At 65.1% G+C, this 17,157-nt stretch carries 17 protein-coding genes; 11 read left to right on the forward strand and 6 right to left on the reverse strand.

The features are described 5' to 3' along the window. Window positions 1–214: 214 nt before the first annotated feature. Window positions 215–1,390, forward strand: coding sequence for a three-Cys-motif partner protein TcmP (gene tcmP / locus C8258_RS25835; RefSeq protein ID WP_106957396.1), 1,176 nt, complete (start codon window positions 215–217; stop codon window positions 1,388–1,390). Between the two features lie 80 nt (window positions 1,391–1,470). Here the strand turns inward: tcmP and C8258_RS25840 are convergent, their stop codons facing one another. Next, complete coding sequence (locus tag C8258_RS25840) at window positions 1,471–2,223, reverse strand: DUF5131 family protein (protein ID WP_106957397.1); 753 nt, start codon at window positions 2,221–2,223, stop codon at window positions 1,471–1,473. A 312-nt stretch (window positions 2,224–2,535) separates the two neighbouring features. On the opposite strand from C8258_RS25840, the gene C8258_RS25845 reads away from it, so the two are divergent. Then, window positions 2,536–3,813, forward strand: coding sequence for a helix-turn-helix domain-containing protein (locus tag C8258_RS25845; RefSeq protein ID WP_106957398.1), 1,278 nt, complete (start codon window positions 2,536–2,538; stop codon window positions 3,811–3,813). Window positions 3,814–3,936: 123 nt separating this feature from the next. On the opposite strand, the gene C8258_RS25850 is transcribed toward C8258_RS25845, so the two are convergent. Both C8258_RS25850 and C8258_RS25855 read right to left on the reverse strand, forming a co-directional pair. Continuing rightward, window positions 3,937–4,605, reverse strand: coding sequence for a hypothetical protein (locus C8258_RS25850; protein WP_106957399.1), 669 nt, complete (start codon window positions 4,603–4,605; stop codon window positions 3,937–3,939). Window positions 4,606–5,307: 702 nt separating this feature from the next. Beyond that, a complete protein-coding gene (locus C8258_RS25855; protein WP_106957400.1) occupies window positions 5,308–6,033 on the reverse strand; it encodes an SDR family oxidoreductase in 726 nt (241 codons plus the stop codon). Between the two features lie 105 nt (window positions 6,034–6,138). Here C8258_RS25855 and C8258_RS25860 point away from each other — a divergent pair, with 105 nt between their 5' ends. Further along, window positions 6,139–6,978, forward strand: coding sequence for a LysR family transcriptional regulator (locus C8258_RS25860; RefSeq protein ID WP_106957434.1), 840 nt, complete (start codon window positions 6,139–6,141; stop codon window positions 6,976–6,978). Between the two features lie 106 nt (window positions 6,979–7,084). Here C8258_RS25860 and C8258_RS32985 read toward each other — a convergent pair whose 3' ends face one another. Both C8258_RS32985 and C8258_RS25865 read right to left on the reverse strand, forming a co-directional pair. Next, window positions 7,085–7,258, reverse strand: a complete 174-nt coding sequence (locus C8258_RS32985; RefSeq protein WP_167354209.1) for a hypothetical protein — start codon at window positions 7,256–7,258, stop codon at window positions 7,085–7,087. Window positions 7,259–7,394: 136 nt separating this feature from the next. Further along, a complete protein-coding gene (locus C8258_RS25865) occupies window positions 7,395–7,883 on the reverse strand; it encodes a MarR family winged helix-turn-helix transcriptional regulator (RefSeq protein WP_036497059.1) in 489 nt (162 codons plus the stop codon). Window positions 7,884–8,006: 123 nt separating this feature from the next. Between C8258_RS25865 and C8258_RS25870 the strand changes: the two genes are divergently transcribed. Continuing rightward, complete coding sequence (locus C8258_RS25870) at window positions 8,007–8,996, forward strand: NAD(P)H-quinone oxidoreductase (RefSeq protein ID WP_106957401.1); 990 nt, start codon at window positions 8,007–8,009, stop codon at window positions 8,994–8,996. 22 nt (window positions 8,997–9,018) lie between these two features. Here C8258_RS25870 and C8258_RS25875 read toward each other — a convergent pair whose 3' ends face one another. Beyond that, complete coding sequence (locus tag C8258_RS25875; protein ID WP_036497057.1) at window positions 9,019–10,224, reverse strand: cysteine desulfurase-like protein; 1,206 nt, start codon at window positions 10,222–10,224, stop codon at window positions 9,019–9,021. 235 nt (window positions 10,225–10,459) lie between these two features. Between C8258_RS25875 and C8258_RS25880 the strand changes: the two genes are divergently transcribed. The 7 genes from C8258_RS25880 to C8258_RS25910 all read left to right on the forward strand — a co-directional run bounded on the left by C8258_RS25880 (window position 10,460) and on the right by C8258_RS25910 (window position 16,947). After that, on the forward strand, window positions 10,460–11,056 hold the full coding sequence (locus C8258_RS25880; RefSeq protein WP_086007166.1) for a bacterial proteasome activator family protein: 597 nt from the start codon (window positions 10,460–10,462) through the stop codon (window positions 11,054–11,056). A 136-nt stretch (window positions 11,057–11,192) separates the two neighbouring features. Then, window positions 11,193–12,017, forward strand: coding sequence for an ABC transporter permease (locus C8258_RS25885; protein WP_051024100.1), 825 nt, complete (start codon window positions 11,193–11,195; stop codon window positions 12,015–12,017). 8 nt (window positions 12,018–12,025) lie between these two features. Beyond that, window positions 12,026–12,832 carry an ABC transporter ATP-binding protein gene (locus C8258_RS25890; protein WP_036497055.1) on the forward strand — a complete coding sequence of 269 codons (807 nt, stop codon included), beginning with the start codon at window positions 12,026–12,028 and terminating at the stop codon, window positions 12,830–12,832. A gap of 29 nt (window positions 12,833–12,861) precedes the next feature. After that, window positions 12,862–13,785, forward strand: a complete 924-nt coding sequence (locus C8258_RS25895) for a glycosyltransferase (protein ID WP_051024093.1) — start codon at window positions 12,862–12,864, stop codon at window positions 13,783–13,785. Window positions 13,786–13,816: 31 nt separating this feature from the next. Continuing rightward, a complete protein-coding gene (locus C8258_RS33365; RefSeq protein WP_233225341.1) occupies window positions 13,817–14,620 on the forward strand; it encodes a hypothetical protein in 804 nt (267 codons plus the stop codon). 274 nt (window positions 14,621–14,894) lie between these two features. Further along, complete coding sequence (gene rsgA, locus C8258_RS25905) at window positions 14,895–15,971, forward strand: ribosome small subunit-dependent GTPase A (protein ID WP_106957402.1); 1,077 nt, start codon at window positions 14,895–14,897, stop codon at window positions 15,969–15,971. A gap of 127 nt (window positions 15,972–16,098) precedes the next feature. Continuing rightward, a complete protein-coding gene (locus C8258_RS25910) occupies window positions 16,099–16,947 on the forward strand; it encodes an NAD(P)-dependent oxidoreductase (RefSeq protein WP_106957403.1) in 849 nt (282 codons plus the stop codon). The last annotated feature ends 210 nt before the right edge of the window (window positions 16,948–17,157 follow it).

Genomic DNA, 17,157 nt, shown 5'->3' on the forward strand with positions numbered 1-17,157 from the left:
CGATCGTTATCTTTGGTTCGTTGCTGATCATCGCCTCATTGCAGGGCGGACCACATCTAGCGGACTGGTACGCCCCTCCAGGGCGCCTACCGCAGGCAGGGACTGCCCGAGCAGCGGAAAGCTCGTACTTCCCAGCGGCCCAGGCGAAGTCACCTCATACTGGTCTGGGTTGGCCGCATATGTCAGCCGTTCGTCGCCGGGAGGGGTGGATGCCATGTCGACAGGCACAACAGGAGGGCTGCTGGACAAGGTCCACGCACAGTCAGTGTTCAAGCATCAGATCCTGGACAGCTACATCACGCCCTTCGTGATGATGACAGGAAGCAAACCGCAAGCCCACTCATCACCAGGAGGACAAAACCGGGTTGTCCTCCTGGACGGGTTCGCCGGCCGCGGACGATACGCGGACGGAACACCCGCATCGGCCGAGTACATGCTCCTTGCGGCGCAGAAGGCGAAGAACCGTCTGTCAGTCGAAGTCGAGCTCGTTGAGAAGTACCGACCCTCGTTTGAGAACCTCGCGCGTGTCACTGCCGAGTACCGTGCCCGCGGGATCGTGGCGGAAGCCCATCACGGTCAGGTGGAGAATTATCTAGACAGTGTGATCGATCGGGCCACCGGTGTGCCGCTGTTCCTGTTCCTGGACCCTTGTGGTCGCAACATTCCGTTTGAGGTCTTAGCTGGGGCTTTAAGGAGACGCCGGTCCAAGTGGCCGCCGACTGAAGCTCTGCTGAACATAAGTGCAGACCTCACCCGCAGAGCTGCCGGCGTTGCGGTCAAGGAAGAGTTGGGCAGCCACGCCGTGCTTGGTCACGTTGACACAATGTGCGGTGGAAATTGGTGGCGTGAGCGTGCTTTGGAAGCGCGCGCCGCCTCGGGGTCGGATTCGTGGGAGCCAGCTGCCGAAGCAGTTGTTCAGGGATACGCGTCCCTAATAGGAGCGACCGCACAGATGCACTCAGTGGTCGTGCCGGTCAGACGGCAGCAACACCATCAACCGATCTACCACCTAGTCTTCCTGACCAGGAGCGATTACGGGCTTTGGGTGTTCGGCGATGCCTTGGCGACGGCGCGACAGAAATGGCTAGAGGTACTTGGTCCCTCGAACGAACAACTAGAGCAGATGCTCTTTGACGTGGGAGTCGACTACCAGCTGAAAACCGAGCAGGAGGCAGGACTACAGGCGATCAGAGCCAACTTGTTGGCACTGGCGAGTCAGCATCACCGTGCAACGCTAGTCGAACACACGAAGTTCGTGTTCGGATCCTATTATGGCGTGATACAGGAGAAACTCGTACGGAAGGCCGTACGCCAACTCGAAAAGGAGGGCTCGATCTACCTTGATGCGAGCCCCCGTCACCTTCGGGACTGGATAGTCGGAACTCCGTGAACTATCGACATCGGGAACTAACGCAACAATTCGGGAGTGCTAACCGCGTGCGGCAGGAGCTAGTTACACGGCCGGCACGCTCATACAGCGGCGTTGGCCAAGACCGGCATGTCATCCCACAGCCGTCCATCAAGCTCACGGCCGAGGGCCTTTGGCGTCCTTCCACCCCACTGCTTGAAGAAGAACGGAACCTGAGCGAGTTCGCATGCGTCCCGTACACCGCGAACCCACTCAGGGTCCACGGGCCGGTGGCCGACGCCCGACTCACCGCCAGCAATCACCCATCCGATCCCGTCGAGTACCAAAGGTTCCAAGGCGCCGAGCAACGGTTCGCAGGAGAGAAAGCGAACCTTGGCCGGAACCTCCCGTAAATGATCGACTCTGTCGAGTTGCTCCGAGCTTTCAACCGAGACACCCATCCACACATTCGTGGGCCACTCCAGCTTGTCGGCGATCCGGCGAAGCCGCAGTGACCTTTTCGTCAGCACCTGATAGGTGTGCTGGGGCGTATCGCGCATCACGTCGAACACGTCCCGTATGAAGCCGATAGGAACCCTGGCATGAAAAAGGTCCGACATGCTGTTAACGAATACGACTCTGGGCTGGCGCCAGCGTAGCGGGATGTTCAACGACTCCGGATGGATCGTTACTCCAAAACCGGGGCCAGAGGTTCGCGGATCTCCGTCGTTTTGGTACTTCTCAGCGCCCATCGCCTTGAGGCGCTTCGCCAGCGTCATCGCATAGCAGTGGTCACATCCGGCCGAAACCCGGTCACAACCTGTGACCGGGTTCCAGGTGGCCTCGGTCCACTCGATGGTCGACTTGTCTGCCATATACCTCCCCTCTCACGTGTCACCGACCCTACTTCGCTACGACGTTGAATACGGAACGATCCATCTGTAAGACGCCGCTACTCAAAGCGTTTCATGGATCAACCAGACAAATTCGAAAGCGTGTTCGAGTTCCATCCTACCCACGTTCGCCGAGCAGGAGCAGCAGGAACCTCAAGACTCCTATCGCTGAGCTCATGTGCCCGAGGGCTTCCGATAGCTCATGCACCTACGCACCAGATGATGACTTCTGGGCCGACCTGCGCTTCCTTGAAAAGCTGGCTCGAAAACCCCACTAGCAGCGACAATCTGGCTATGGAATTCACAGCCCTTCACCGCGCACTCGGCCTGAGCCTGGCCACACCGCTCAGTGATGAGATGATCGATGACTTGGTCACTCGTGAGATCGCAGAGGCTGACGACCTAGATTTCAAATCGGTGCTGCCCCCGACCAAGAACCTGAACGAGCACGACTTCGTCAAGGACGTGGCCGCGATGGCCAACAGCGGCGGCGGCGTAATCGTTTTCGGGCTCAAGGAGGCCCAAAAGGCGGCAAGCGCACGCTGTGACGCCGGAGAACTGACCGAAAAGCATGAGCGAACCCTTCGGAGCGTCGCGGTTACTGCAGTGAGTCCACCTGTGTTCAATCTTGGCGTCTACAGACTCGGGCAACCAGATATGCGCAGCGTCGTGATTGTCGTTCCTGCCAGCGTCGACGGACCGCATCTCATCTACAGGGGTGAGTACTTCGGGGCCCCTGTACGCAACGACGCAGACACCGTCTGGATGAAGGAGCGTCAGATCGAGGCGATGTATAGAGCGCGCTTTGAGGAACGACGTCATGCGACTGAAGCACTGAAGAACCTGTACGACGAACTGAAAGCCGGCCAGGATCTCACGGAACGAGCCTGGCTGTTCGCCGTCGCCCGTCCACGTCTGCCATCGTCACGGCCGACAAGGGTCACCCGGGAGGAAGCACGCGAACTCTTCATCGCGGGAACGGCTGGCTGGCGAGACTATGCGCCTTCCGGCTTCCACCCTCTTCAGTTCGTAGAGGGGCCCGACCCGAGACCAGGACTTCGCCGCTGGGTTGCCCGCAATACCGCTACCAACGGCTGGCAAGCTGCGCGCGCAAGCATCCATGACGACGGCTCGGTGTGCCTCGGCGCGGCCGTCGGTGGCGAGCTTCAACGCGACGGCCAAAAGTACTGGCCAGGGGAATATGTCCAGTCCAGCGCTGTCGAAGTTGCCCTAGTCGATCTGTTTGCTCTGGTCAGGCCGGTTAGCGAAGCGCTCGGTACAAGTGAGTATGAGATACGAGTCGGAATCGAATGGGCAGGCTCCAACCATCTGCACATCCTGACCATCGACAACTTTGGGCGGCCGTACGAAGACGCGACGATTCCGCTCGCTCAGTACACCCCAGTCACCGCCACGATTGACGCGAGCGTCGATAAAGAGCGCTATCTCGGCCAACTGCGCAGCCTCGCGGAAGACTGCATCAACCAGGGCGGAATCATGTACCTACAGACGATCAAGAAGCCGTCGAGCGACTCCGAAGCCCCGGCTCAGGGCGAATCGACGGAGATTTAACCGGCCCTGATCACGAACTTCATAGACAAAGCGGGCCTGGGATGCTCTAGCCATCCCGGGCCTGCACTCGCCTACCAGACGAGGGATCGCGCCACCTGCGGGTCGCTCTGCCCAGTGATCGACTCAGCCCCGCATCAGGTTACGGCGACTCCTCAGGTACGAATCACCAGCGGTGAGCGGTGCGAAGAACTCGATCAGGTACGGGACATGGTCGCGCGCGTGGTCACTGGCCAGCGCCTCCCTGGAAAGCGCATCGAGAACCTTCGCCAGCCAGCGTCCCAACTGGAGGGCGTACATGCGGCCCCAGGGGTTCATGCTCCGATACAAGTCCCTGAGGAACTCCCCTGTGGGCAAGTCGGTGTGGATTTCACCGCTGACACCGTGGCGAATCGCGAGAACGGTGAACTCGTTGGCTCCGATGAACGCTCCCAGGAACCCCGCCTTCCGGAACATCTTCTGCTGCATCCGGGTTGTAAGGTGCTTCTCAGTCAGTAGGGGCAGGACTCTTTTGTCCCACTCCTGCTCAGCGTCTTTGGACGTGACTGCGGGCGAGCCGAGAGTGTCGAGGTGGTTATAGCGCCCTGTCGTCGCGAACTCGCTCAGGATCGACAGGATAGCCTCGTGAATGGGCTCCTCCGGCCGCGCAAAGTTGTACCCCCGGCGCTCGCAAACCTCTGCTACGCGCCTGAACAGCTCATCTAGACGATGGCCGATCTCGTTTCTCATCATCTTCGTCGAGATGAAGTCGCCGGTAGCGATCTTGTTGTCTACTTGCAGAGCAATTTTCGCCATACGCTCGTACCCGATGGCGAGCGGGAAGAACGCGGCGTAGAAGGACCCGACTCGGGTGGGATCGAGGTCTTCGAGAGCTGGCCCGCGGCGGCGACTTGCTGAGCTGCGAGCGTGGATTCAGCCGTGATCGCTCGCCAGTACGGCGAACTCGGCGCGACGCGCCGCAAACCATTTACCGAAGTGTCCTTCACGACAAGACAATACGGCTCAGACGACCTCCACCGCAGCCGAATATCTGCGCACAAAAGCCGCCAGCGCATCACCACGCGACGTATCGGAGTGTCCCGCAAGACAGGATTTGGAAACCACGGCGTCCATGCGGTTGGTGACCGTGTGGGTTGGAACGTTGGGGTCGTAGACCTTGCCGAACGGCACCCGCCGGCGGGCACGACAGTGTCCTTCTCCTGAGCGGCATCGGCGCGGTGCCGCCAGCACCCGGTCGAGGAGGTAGTTCGGCGGCGCCGGAGTTGACGTACGAAACGGCGTCGGATGCTGCTGCGCCCGCAAACGGCCCGCAGCAGCGTCCGACGCCGCCAATCTCCCCAACGCGCCCAGCGAAGAAATCGCCTGGTCAGCTCACGTCGCCAACACACCCCTTAATAGCCAAAACGCGCCAAACGACGAGACCGACGACCTTGAAAACCGTCGTGGTTCACGCCACCGTGGGTTCAAATCCCACACCCACCGCAGGTGAAGGGTCCGTCACCAGGGCACTGGTCCGGCGTCGGAGAAGAATCCGCCGGTCGGTCCGTCGTCGGGGAGGGTGGCGAGGTGGATCGCGATCGCCGCGCCCTGTTGGGGGGTTCGGACGCCGCGGAAACCGTTGAGGTCGGTGGCGGTGAAACCGGGGCAGCCGGCGTTGATCAGGATGTCGGTGTCGGCGAGTTCCTTGACGTACTGGATGGTGACCGCGTTCAGGAACGTCTTCGAGGCCGAGTACGCAGCGGAGATGGGGCCGGTGTCCGTGCCGGGCGTGGTCTGCAGCGTGAGAGAGCCGACGCTGCTGGACATGTTCACGATCCTCGGTGCTACCGAACGGCGCAGCATGGGGAGCATCGCGTTGGTGACGCGGATGACTCCGATCACGTTGGTTTCCACGGCTTCTCGCACGGTCGCGGGATCGACCAGGGTGGGTTCCTGTGGCATGCCGCCGGTGATCGCGGCGTTGTTGACCAGGACATCGAGCCCTCCGGCGTGGTCGGCGATCACATCGGCCGCGGCTGTCACGCTCGCGTCGTCGGTGACGTCGAGCGGAACGCCGAATGCGTCGATCCCGGCCGCGCGCAATTTCTCCACCGCGGTCTCGCGGCGTTGCTCGTCGCGCGCGCCCACACCGATTCGCCAGCCGAGGGCGCCAAGACCCGCCGCGATCTCGTATCCGATTCCCTTGTTCGCGCCGGTAACCAGCGCGATCGTCTGTTCACTCATACCGTCGATCCTGGTTCGGTCTCGGATGATGCGTCCAACACCGGCTGGGTGGCCATTGATACCGCACGGGTATTGGTAGCGGTCAGCGACGGATACGATGGTCCGGTGGAGACGCGGGAGTTGCGGTACTTCGTCGCCGTCGCCGAAGAGTTGCATTTCGGGCGGGCGGCACAGCGACTCGCCATGGCGCAACCACCGCTCTCACGGGCGATCCGACAGCTCGAGCGGCGGCTCGGCGTGGTTCTGCTGCAGCGCACCACTCGCTCGATCGCCCTGACCGAGGCCGGCGCGGTGCTGCTGCGGGAGGCCCGCGCCGCGCTCGACGCGGTCGAAGCCGCGGAGCGCCGTACCCGCCGCGCCGCCGCCCATCGGCCCGGGATGGTGCTGGCCACGAAGGCCGGAGCATCCAGCGAACTGCTGTCGAAACTGCTGGACGCCTACGCTGCCGAACCGGGCGCGGTCCCCGTCGAGGTGATCCTGTGCGGCCCCGGAGAACAGGAGGGGCTGCTGCGCGACGGTCGTGCCGACGTCGCCCTGCTCCACCGGCCCTTCGACACGACCGCCGGATTCGACACAGAGGATCTGCACACCGAACAGCAGGTTCTGGTCCTGCCCGCGGGCCACCCCCTCGCCTCCCGGACCCATGTCTCGTCGGCCGAGGTCTCCGCCCTGACGGATCTGCCCCTACCGCGCTGGCCACGGCGGGACGGAAGCTATCCCGACGGCCCCGGTCCGCAGGTTCGCGACCACACCCAACTGGCCCAACTGATCGCGCTCGGGCGAACCTGCGCGGTCATGCCCGAGTCGGTCCGAACCCACCTGCGCGACGGTCACGCGATCGTGCCGGTGCCGGACGCACCGGCGGTCACGACCGTCATCGCCTGGCCACCGCACAGCAAATCCAGAGCCGTCGCCGACCTCGTCCGCACCGCGACACGTCTCTAGCCGACACCGCGGTACGCGGCCCCCGCATCCACGACGATGGCGCCGACCGGCGGATCCGTCGGCGCCACCATCGTTTCGGTATCGATTCGAACGGCCGGGCCCAGGTTCAGAAGCACCACACCCAATCGGCGGATCCCGGCAGCGGGATGGTGATGCAGATGGCGATCGGTTTCGCCGTGGTATCGGAAGCGCTGTCGGCGGAGGCGATGGGCGCCGCCACGGCGCCGAGCGACAAGATGATCGCGGTGGTGGCGAGAGCTTTCGCTGACTTCCTGTGCATGGTTCGTACCTTTCGACGTCACCCTTCGAAGGAAAACCGGAAACCCCGGTCCCGGACCTAGCGCCCTAATGGTCGCGGCCGCGAACAGCCAGCAACAAGGGACCAATGTCCCTGATCGAGTGCTGCGCGCTTCGGATCAGGTTCGGCGGGGGTCGGTTTTGGCGTTGACTCGGTCGAAGGCGTCGCCGATGGCGGTGAGCTCTTCGGGGCTGAGGAGGTCGACGAAGGTGCGGCGGACTGCGGCTACGTGGCCGGGGGCGGCGGCGCGGAGGCGGCGCATACCTTCGTCGGTGAGGTGGGCGCGGACGCCGCGGCCGTCCTCTTCGCAGCTGGTGCGGCGGACCATGCCCTCGTCCTCCATGCGGCGGATCTGGTGGGTGAGACGGCTGCGCGAGGACAGCACGCCGTCGGCGAGATCGCTCATCCGCAGCGAACCGCCCGGGGCCTCGGACAGCATCACGAGGATGCGGTATTCGGGCAGGCTCATATCGCTGTCGGCCTGGAGCTGGCGGTTGAGTTCCACCATCAGGCGCTGATGCCCGTCCATGAACGCACGCCATGCCCGCTGCTGTGCCGAGCTCAACCACGGCGGGGAGGCCGGGTGACCGCTCGGTTCGTAAGCCATGGCGCCATTCTATTGGGCCCGAATGGAAGGAATGTCGGCTGGTCAGGGACCTGCGGACAAGATCACCCGGATCGGCCGCACAGCCGCACCCGTTCCAGCGCGGCGAGCACCTAGAGTCGAGGCATGTACGCGGCGACGTTGGACGGTTTCGGTGGGCCCGAGGTGATCCGCTGGGCGGAGGTGCCGGATCTGCCGCCGCCCGGACCGGGCGAGGTGGCGATCGACGTCGTGGCGGCCGGGGTCAATCGCGCGGATCTGTTGCAGCGCCAGGGTTTCTATCCGCCGCCGCCGGGCGCCAGCGACATCCTGGGCCTCGAGGTGTCGGGTGTCGTGGCCGAGGCCGGCGCGGGCGTGCGGGATCTGCGGCCGGGCGATCGGGTGTGCGCGCTGCTGTCCGGCGGCGGCTACGCCCAGCGCGTGGTCGTCGCCGCGAGTCAAGTGCTGCCGGTGCCCGAGGGTCTGGATCTGGCTGCGGCAGCGGCACTTCCGGAGGTCGCCGCCACCGTCTGGTCGAATCTGGTGATGCGGGCCGGATTGCACGCCGGGCAACTGCTGCTCGTCCACGGCGGCGGGAGCGGAATCGGCACCCATGCCATTCAGGTCGCGGTGAATCGCGGTGCACGCGTCGCGGTGACCGCCGGTTCGCAGTACAAATTGGATCGCTGCGCCGAATTGGGCGCGAGCATCGGAATCAATTATCGGGAAAAGGATTTCGTCGAAGTCCTCGGCGAATCGGGTGGCGCCGATATCATTCTCGACAATATGGGCGCGAAATACCTGCCGCGCAACGTTTCCGCACTCGCCGAAGACGGGCAACTGTGTGTGATCGGCATGCAGGGCGGCGTGACGGGCGAACTGAATCTGGCGGAGTTGCTCGGTAAGCGCGGCACCATCCACGCCACGAATCTGCGCAAGCGGCCGGCGACCGGGAAGTCGAGTAAGGCCGAGATCATCGCGGAGCTGCGGCGGCATCTGTGGCCGCTGATCGCGGAGGGCGCGGTGGTGCCGGTGGTCCATGCCGAAGTCCCGGTCACGGAGGCGGCACGCGCCCACGAACTGCTCGATTCGGCCGAGACCGTCGGCAAGGTGGTGCTGCGCATCGACGAGGCGTGAGCGACGCGCGGACGGCCGTGAGCTACTTCTCCAGCGAGTTCAGCGCCCGGCCCAGTTGTTCGATCTCGAATTTCGTTGTGTAGGGCGCCAATCCGAGAGTGACGGCGCCGCCCTCGTCGTTGACGCCCAGTGCGTCGAGCAACCGGCTGCCGCCGTGCGCGCCGCTGACGGTGCCGATGCGGTGGTCGGCGAGTTCGGCGGAGATCTTCTCCGCCTGCATCCCCGCGATGGTGAAGCTGACCGTCGGGATGCGGGTGGAGGCCCGGCCGATCACGGTCAGATCCGGGACGGCGTCGAGCACCTCCATGAGATTTTCGAACAGCTGGTCGTGATAGTCCTGGAGCGAGGTGATCGACACCTCCAGCCGCTCCCGGCGGCTGCCGGTGGCCTGTTCGTCCAGTCCGGCGAGGTAGTCGATGGAGGTGGTCAGCCCCGCGAGCAACGCGTACTGATGTCCGCCGACCTCGAGCCGCTCGGCGCCCTTGGCGTAGGGGTTCAGCGACATCGAGGGGATGCGGTCGAGGAATGCCGGATCGCGAAACACCAGCGCCCCGATCTGCGGACCACCCCAGGCCGGTGCGGACAGGGCGACGACGTCGGCATTGAGTTCATCGATGTCGATCAGGGCGTACGGCGCCGCGCCGAAGCAGTCGGCGACCAGCAGTCCACCCACCTCGTGCACCCGGTCGGCGGCGACCCGGACCGCGGGCGCGGAGCCGACGATCGGCGAGGCGGCGGTGACCGCGACCAGTCGCGCGGTCGGGCCGATCAGTTCCTCGAATTGCCAGGCCGGCATCTCGCAGGTTTCGATCTCCACCTCGGCCCAGCGCACGTGGGCGCCGTAGCGGTTGGCGATGCGCAGCCACGGGGCCACGTTGGCCTCGTCGTCCAGACGCGAGAGCACGATGCCGGTGCCGAGGCCGAGCCGTGAACTCAGCGATTCGGCCAGCCAGGCCAGCAGCACCGCCCGATCCGGACCGAGTACGACGCCTGCCGGATCGCCACCGACGAGATCGGCGACCGCCTCCCGGGCCGCGTCGAGAATCGCGCCACTGCGGCGCGCGGCGGCATGACGATTGGTGTGCGAAAAAGCAGAGGTCCGGAAACCGGTTGATACGGCGCGCGATACCGAATCCGGGACCAGCATCCCTGCTTGGGGGTCCAGGTGGATCCAGCCGTCGCCCAGGGACGGTATCAACCCCCGAACCCTCGCGACGTCGTAAGTCATGCTCGCCACTCTAAGGGCAGCGGGCAAGTCGGCGGAACCGTGCGCCGACCCAATGCGATATCACGCGACATGGCAACCGACTTTCACAAACCGAACCACACACGAGGCGGACAGAACCGCAACAGAATACTTCCGACCGAAATCGGACCGCGTACCCCGTTCCGGCACCGGGCCCTCACCGGGCGATGCGTCGTTCACTTAGCGCTCCGCGCGGGAAGCAGACATCATGGATGCCATGACGCAATCGGACGGAGCACCGGATTCCATCGTGGTGATCGGACCCGAGGGGCGCCCGCTGGTCATTCCGGCCGGCGCCCAGGGTGAGGCGCCGTTCGCCGGACAGGTGGTCGGCGAAGGCGACACCGGCGCCGAGGGCGCGCAGACCGCCGGTGGCGAGGAATCGCTCGCCGATATGGTCGAGCAGCCGGCGAAGGTGATGCGGATCGGCACCATGATCAAGCAGCTGCTCGAGGAGGTACGCGCGGCTCCGCTGGACGACGCCAGCCGTAACCGGCTCAAGGAGATCCACAAGACCTCGGTGCACGAGCTCGAGCAGGGACTCTCTCCGGAGTTGCGCGACGAACTCGAGCGGCTCGCCCTGCCGTTCGGCGAGGATTCCGTGCCGTCCGACGCGGAACTGCGGATCGCCCAGGCCCAGCTGGTCGGCTGGCTGGAGGGTCTGTTCCACGGTATTCAGACCGCGTTGTTCGCCCAGCAGATGGCGGCCCGCGCGCAGCTCGAGCAGATGCGCCACGCGCTGCCGCCGGGTGCGGCCATCCCGCGCGAGGGCGGGCAGGGCGGATCGGTGACCGGAGGCGGTCAGTACCTCTGAACACCGCTGATCCTCGGATAGCCTCGAGCCCCCACCGGCGGGGACCGGCTCTGCGCTACAGTCGTGCACTGTGCCAGCAGCTGCCCCTGCCGATTCGGCCACAGCCGAACGCCCGGCCGACGCCACGGTGCCCCTGATGTCGGATGCGCAAACGTTTCCGCGGGCCTTCAAAGACCTCCGCGAGGGGTTCTCTCAGCGTGAGCTGTGGCTGCAGCTGGGCTGGCAGGACATCAAGCAGCGCTACCGGCGATCGGTGATCGGCCCGTTCTGGATCACCATCGCCACCGGCGTGCAGGCCGCCGCGATGGGTGTCCTCTACGCGGCGATCCTGAATCAGGACCTGTGGACGTATCTGCCGTACGTGACCGTCGGCCTGATCGTCTGGAATGTGATCAACGCCAGCATCCTCGAGGGTTCGGACGTGTTCATCGCCAACGAGGGGCTGATCAAACAGCTGCCCTCGGCGCTGAGCGTGCACGTGTATCGGCTGGTGTGGCGGCAGTTCCTGTTCTTCGCGCACAACATCGTGATCTATCTGGTCATGCTGGTGGCCTTCGGCGTCTGGGAACATCTGGACTGGACTGTCCTGCTGGCGATTCCGGCGATCGCGCTGGTGTTCCTGAATTCGGCGTGGGTGTCGATCGTGTTCGGCATCTTCTCCACTCGCTACCGCGACATCGCCCCGATTCTGGGCAGTATGACGCTGATGCTGTTCGTGCTGACCCCGGTCATGTGGACCACGAAGTCGCTGCACGATCAGGGCGGTGCGGTGAGCGAGCGGGCCAAGCTGGTCGAGTTGGTGCCGACCTACCACTATCTCGAGATCGTGCGCGCGCCCCTGCTCGGCGATCCGGTGCAGGTGCGGTCGTGGCTGGTCGTCGGTGTGATCACCGTGGTCGGCTGGACGGTGGCGATCCTGGCGTTGAAGCAATACCGTTCCCGCGTGCCGTACTGGGTGTAGAGGACGATATGACCGGAGTAAGTATCGAAACCCACCAGGCGTGGGTGGAGTTCCCCATCTTCGACGCCAAGTCACGGTCGCTGAAGAAGGCTTTCCTGGGCAAGGCCGGCGGATCCATCGGGCGCAATCAGTCCGATGTGGTCGTCGTCGAGGCCCTGCGCGACATCACGCTGTCGCTGAAGGAGGGTGACCGGGTCGGCCTGGTCGGCCACAACGGCGCCGGAAAGTCGACGCTGCTGCGGCTGCTCTCGGGTATCTACGAGCCCACCCGCGGCACTGCGCGGGTGCGCGGCCGGGTGGCGCCGGTGTTCGACCTCGGTGTCGGCATGGATCCGGAGATCTCCGGCTACGAGAACATCATCATCCGCGGGCTGTTCCTCGGTCAGACCCGCAAGCAGATGCTGGCCAAGGTCGACGAGATCGCCGACTTCACCGAACTCGGCGAATATCTGAACATGCCGCTGCGCACCTATTCGACCGGTATGCGGGTGCGGCTGGCGATGGGCGTGGTGACCTCGATCGATCCGGAGATCCTGCTGCTGGACGAGGGTATCGGCGCGGTCGACGCGGAATTCATGAAGAAGGCCCGCAACCGGCTGCGTGATCTGGTGGCGCGCTCCGGAATCCTGGTGTTCTGCAGCCATTCCAACGAATTCCTGGCCCAATTGTGCGACACCGCAATGTGGATCGACCACGGCACGCTGCGCATGCAGGGTGATATCGAGGATGTGGTGCGCGCCTACGAGGGTCCGGAGGCGGGCGATCACGTGAAGCAGATCCTGCGTGAGCTCGAACTCGAACGCAATCCCGCATGACGACGGCGGCAGAAGACAAGGACACGATCATGAGTGATCAGGCGGCCCCGTCCGCGGACAGCGGAGTGGCCCGGATCATCGCGGTGGTCGTGACTCACAAACGCCGGGAACTGCTGAGCGAATCGCTGAAGGTGCTCGCCTCGCAGACCCGCCCGATCGACCATCTGATCGTCATCGACAACGGCAACGAGCCCGAGGTCGGCGAGATGGTGGAAGAACAGCCGATCGAATCCACCTATCTGGGTTCGGAACACAATCTCGGTGGTGCCGGCGGTTTCGCCCTCGGCATGTTGCACGCGCTGACCATGGGCGCGGACTGGGTGTGGCTGGCCGACGACGACGGCCGCCCCGAAGGTCCGGACGTGCTGGAGAAGTTGCTCGATTGCGCCGGGCGCCACGGTCTTTCGGAAGTCTCGCCGGTGGTCGCCGATATCGACGATCCCGATCGGCTGGCCTTTCCGCTGCGCCGCGGCGTGGTGTGGCGGCGGCTGCGGTCCGAGCTCGGCGACGAAGACTTCCTGCCCGGCATCGCGTCGCTGTTCAACGGCGCCCTGATCTCCGCCGAGGCGCTCGAGGTGATCGGCGTGCCCGATCTGCGACTGTTCGTGCGCGGCGACGAGGTCGAGGTGCACCGGCGGCTGGTGCGTTCGGGCCTGCCGTTCGGAACCTGTTTGCAGACGGCGTATCTGCACCCGAACGGGTCGGCGGAATTCAAGCCGATTCTGGGTGGGCGGATGCACACCCAGTATCCGGACGATCCGGTCAAACGCTATTTCACCTACCGCAACCGTGGCTATTTGATGGCACAGCCCGGTATGCGCAAACTGCTCCCCCAGGAGTGGGCGCGGTTCTCCTGGTTCTTCCTCGTACAGCAAAAAGATCCGGCCGGTCTGCGAGAATGGTTGCGGCTGCGGCGTCTGGGGCGACGCGAGCAGTTCCATAAACCCGGTTAGATCAGTGCTTTTGGCATGAGGAGGTACGGCTGTGAGCAACCCCTACGGTGGGCAGCCACCCTATGGGCAACCATTCCCACCGAACGGTGGACAGCCGTATCCGCCGGCGCAGCCGTATCCCGGCGCGCCGCAGCCCAACGGTCCCTACGGCGCGCCACCGCCGCACGGCGGTAGCGGAGCCGTTGCCGCGCCGGGACATCCGCAGCCGCACGCGGGCTCGCAGCCGCATATCCCCCAGCCGCACAACATCTCCCAGCCGCACCACGCGCCGGGTTGGGGTGCGCCCCAGGCTCCGCCGCAGCCCTACGGTCAGCCGTCGGCGAATCCCTATGGGGCACAGCCGTATCCGGGTCAGCAGCCGTTCAACGGCGGGCCGGCGCCTTACGGTGCGCCTGGTGCACCGCAGGGCCAATACGGCGCCTACGGCCCGGCGGTACAGTTCCAGCCGCAACCGGGGCCGCAGGGCATCGTCGTCGACGCCTCGTACTTCCCGCTGGGTTTCCTGCTCGCGCTGACCGGCCCGAAGATTCTCGTCGACGGCATGGAGGTGCCGATGGCGAAGTGGGGACAGACCCACATTCCGGTCGGCCCCGGCCAGCATCATGTGCGCGTGGCGACCAAGTGGCTGTGGGATATGGGTCCGGCCGAGACGACCGTGCCGGTCGCGGAGGGCCACAGCACCCACGTCTACTACAAGTCGCCTGCCATCGCCTTCATCAACGGCGCCATCGGGCCGGTACCGCAGGCCGCACCCGGTGCGATCGTTTCCTACATCAGCCTCGGCGTGGTCGGGGTGTTCATCCTGCTGCAGTTGCTGATCGCCTGCACGATCTGATCGAGCGGCCCGGGACGAAGTAGGCCCGGGAAAATACGTTGCGGCCCGCGCGGCGGGCTGTCATTGTTTATCCATCCGGTCGCGGAGGCGACCGAACCGAGTATCGAGACACGAGAGGGTCGAGGAGGTGGAATACGTGAACGTCGGCAGTCGGATTGTCGCGGACGGAGCCCGGTATCAGACCGAAAAGCGCTCCGCCGCACGTATTTCCACTCTCCTCCCCATGCACTGAGCCCTTCGCGGGCTCGGTGCCCGACGAAGGATGTCTCCCCTCATGGTCGATTACGACCGTCTCCTTCCCTACGGCTGGACCGCCGACCTCTCCGCCGCGTACGCAGGGCTGCTCGATACCGGCTGGGTCCCGGCCCGCGTGATCCGGATGGATCGCAGTGAATGCGATGTCGCGACGCCCGACGGGCTCGCACGCGCTTCCTGTCCGCGGGCGGATACCAACATCAACGGCCTGTGTACCGGTGACTGGGTCGCCGTCGCACCGGCCGAAACGTCCGCCGGCCCGGCGTTCACGGTACGAAAGTTGTTGCCGCGCCGCACGATTCTGCAGCGCGCGACGGTATCAGGCCGCTCCGACGCACAGGTGCTGGCCACCAATGTGGACACCGTCGCGATCTGTGTCGCCGCCGACGGTGAGATCGACCTGGGCCGCATCGAACGGATGCTGGCTCTGGTCTGGGAGTCCGGTGCGCAGCCGATCGTGGTGCTGACGAAATGCGATCTGGCGCCGGATGTTCCACTGCCCGACGTGCGCGCCGCGGCGCCGGGTGCGGCGGTGGTGCCGGTCTCGGCGACCACCGGCGCCGGGATGGATGTGCTGCGCGCGGTGGCGGCCGGCACGGTCGCACTGATCGGATCGTCCGGCGCCGGCAAGTCGACTCTGGCCAATGCGCTGCTGGGCGAGGAGGTTTTCGCGACGGACCGGGTCCGCGTCTCGGACAAGCGGGGGCGCCACACCACGGTGCATCGCGAGTTGCGGCCGATCCCCGGCGGCGGCACCCTGATCGACACCCCCGGCCTCCGGGCGATCGGGCTCTGGGCTGCCGAACAGGGTCTGGCCCGGACCTTCACCGATATCGAATCGCTCGCGGCGCAATGCCGATTCTCCGACTGCGAACACCGCACCGAACCCGGATGCGCGATTCTCGCAGCCCTCGACACCGGCGAGCTGCCGCAGCGACGACTGGACAGCTACCGCAAACTGCAGCGCGAGAACGACCGGCTCGCCGCCCGCAGCGACGCGCGGTTGCGCGCCGAACGGGAGCGGCTCTGGCGCGAGATCAGCAAATCGCAGCGGCGGATGTACAAGGAACGTGATCCTCGTCGCCATCGTCGCTGACCGACTATGCAACTGGTTGCATAGCTCGGTGCGGTGCCCTACTGTGCGAATCGGGTAGTTCAGCACCCCGGCTCCTTCGGATCGCCGATCATGGAGCCGGGGTGATCGCACAGATGGGAGCAGGGATATGACCGAAGCTGGTAAGCCACTGGCCGGCCGCACCATGATCATGTCGGGCGGCAGCCGCGGCATCGGCCTGGAGATCGCCAAGCGGGCCGCCGCCGACGGTGCGAACATCACGCTGATCGCCAAGACCGATCAGCCGCATCCGAAACTTCCGGGCACGATCCACACCGCCGCCGAGGAGCTCGAGGCCGCGGGCGGCCGGGTGCACAAATTCGTCGGCGATGTGCGCGACGACGAGGGCGTCGCCGAAGCCGTGCGACAGACCGTGGAGCGGTTCGGCGGCATCGATATCGTCGTCAACAACGCCTCGGCGATCGATCTGTCACCGACCGAGACGCTGTCGATGAAGAAGTACGACCTGATGCAGGACATCAACTGCCGCGGCAGTTTCCTGCTGTCGAAGACCAGCATCCCGGCACTGAAGGAATCGGCCGAGGCCGGGCGCAACCCGCATATCCTCACCCTGTCGCCGCCGCTGAACCTCGACCCGAAATGGGCGGGCAGCTCGCTGGGCTACACCATCGCCAAGTACGGAATGTCGCTCACCACGCTGGGTTTGGCCGAGGAACTGCGCAAGTATGGCATCGGCGTGAACTCGCTGTGGCCGCGCACCACCATCGCCACCGCCGCGGTCCGCAACCTGCTCGGCGGTGAGGACATGGTCCAGACCTCCCGCACCCCCGACATCTACGCCGACGCCGCCTACCTGGTCCTCACCTCCCCCGCCAAGGACACCACCGGCAACTTCTTCATCGACGACGAGGTGCTGAACTCGCACGGCGTCACCGATCTGGACAAGTACCGTGTGGTCCCCGGTGACAGCCCGCTGACCACGGACCTGTTCCTCTAGGCGGTCCGCACTCCCCGCCACAGTGGTGTTGCCACTACCGACAGCCCGATCCGACGCCGATACATTGGCACCCGGGTCGGGCTGTCGACAGGAGTGCGAAGATGGTCAACGCGTGCCGCGTGGAAGCGGCATTATCGGTGCCACAACGGTTTTCGGCCGTAGGGGTAGAGTTCACGGCAGCGATATCGAGGGGAGTTGATTCGCGATGGG

It is taken from the genome of Nocardia sp. MDA0666, from assembly GCF_003023875.1.
Lineage (GTDB): Bacteria > Actinomycetota > Actinomycetes > Mycobacteriales > Mycobacteriaceae > Nocardia > Nocardia aobensis.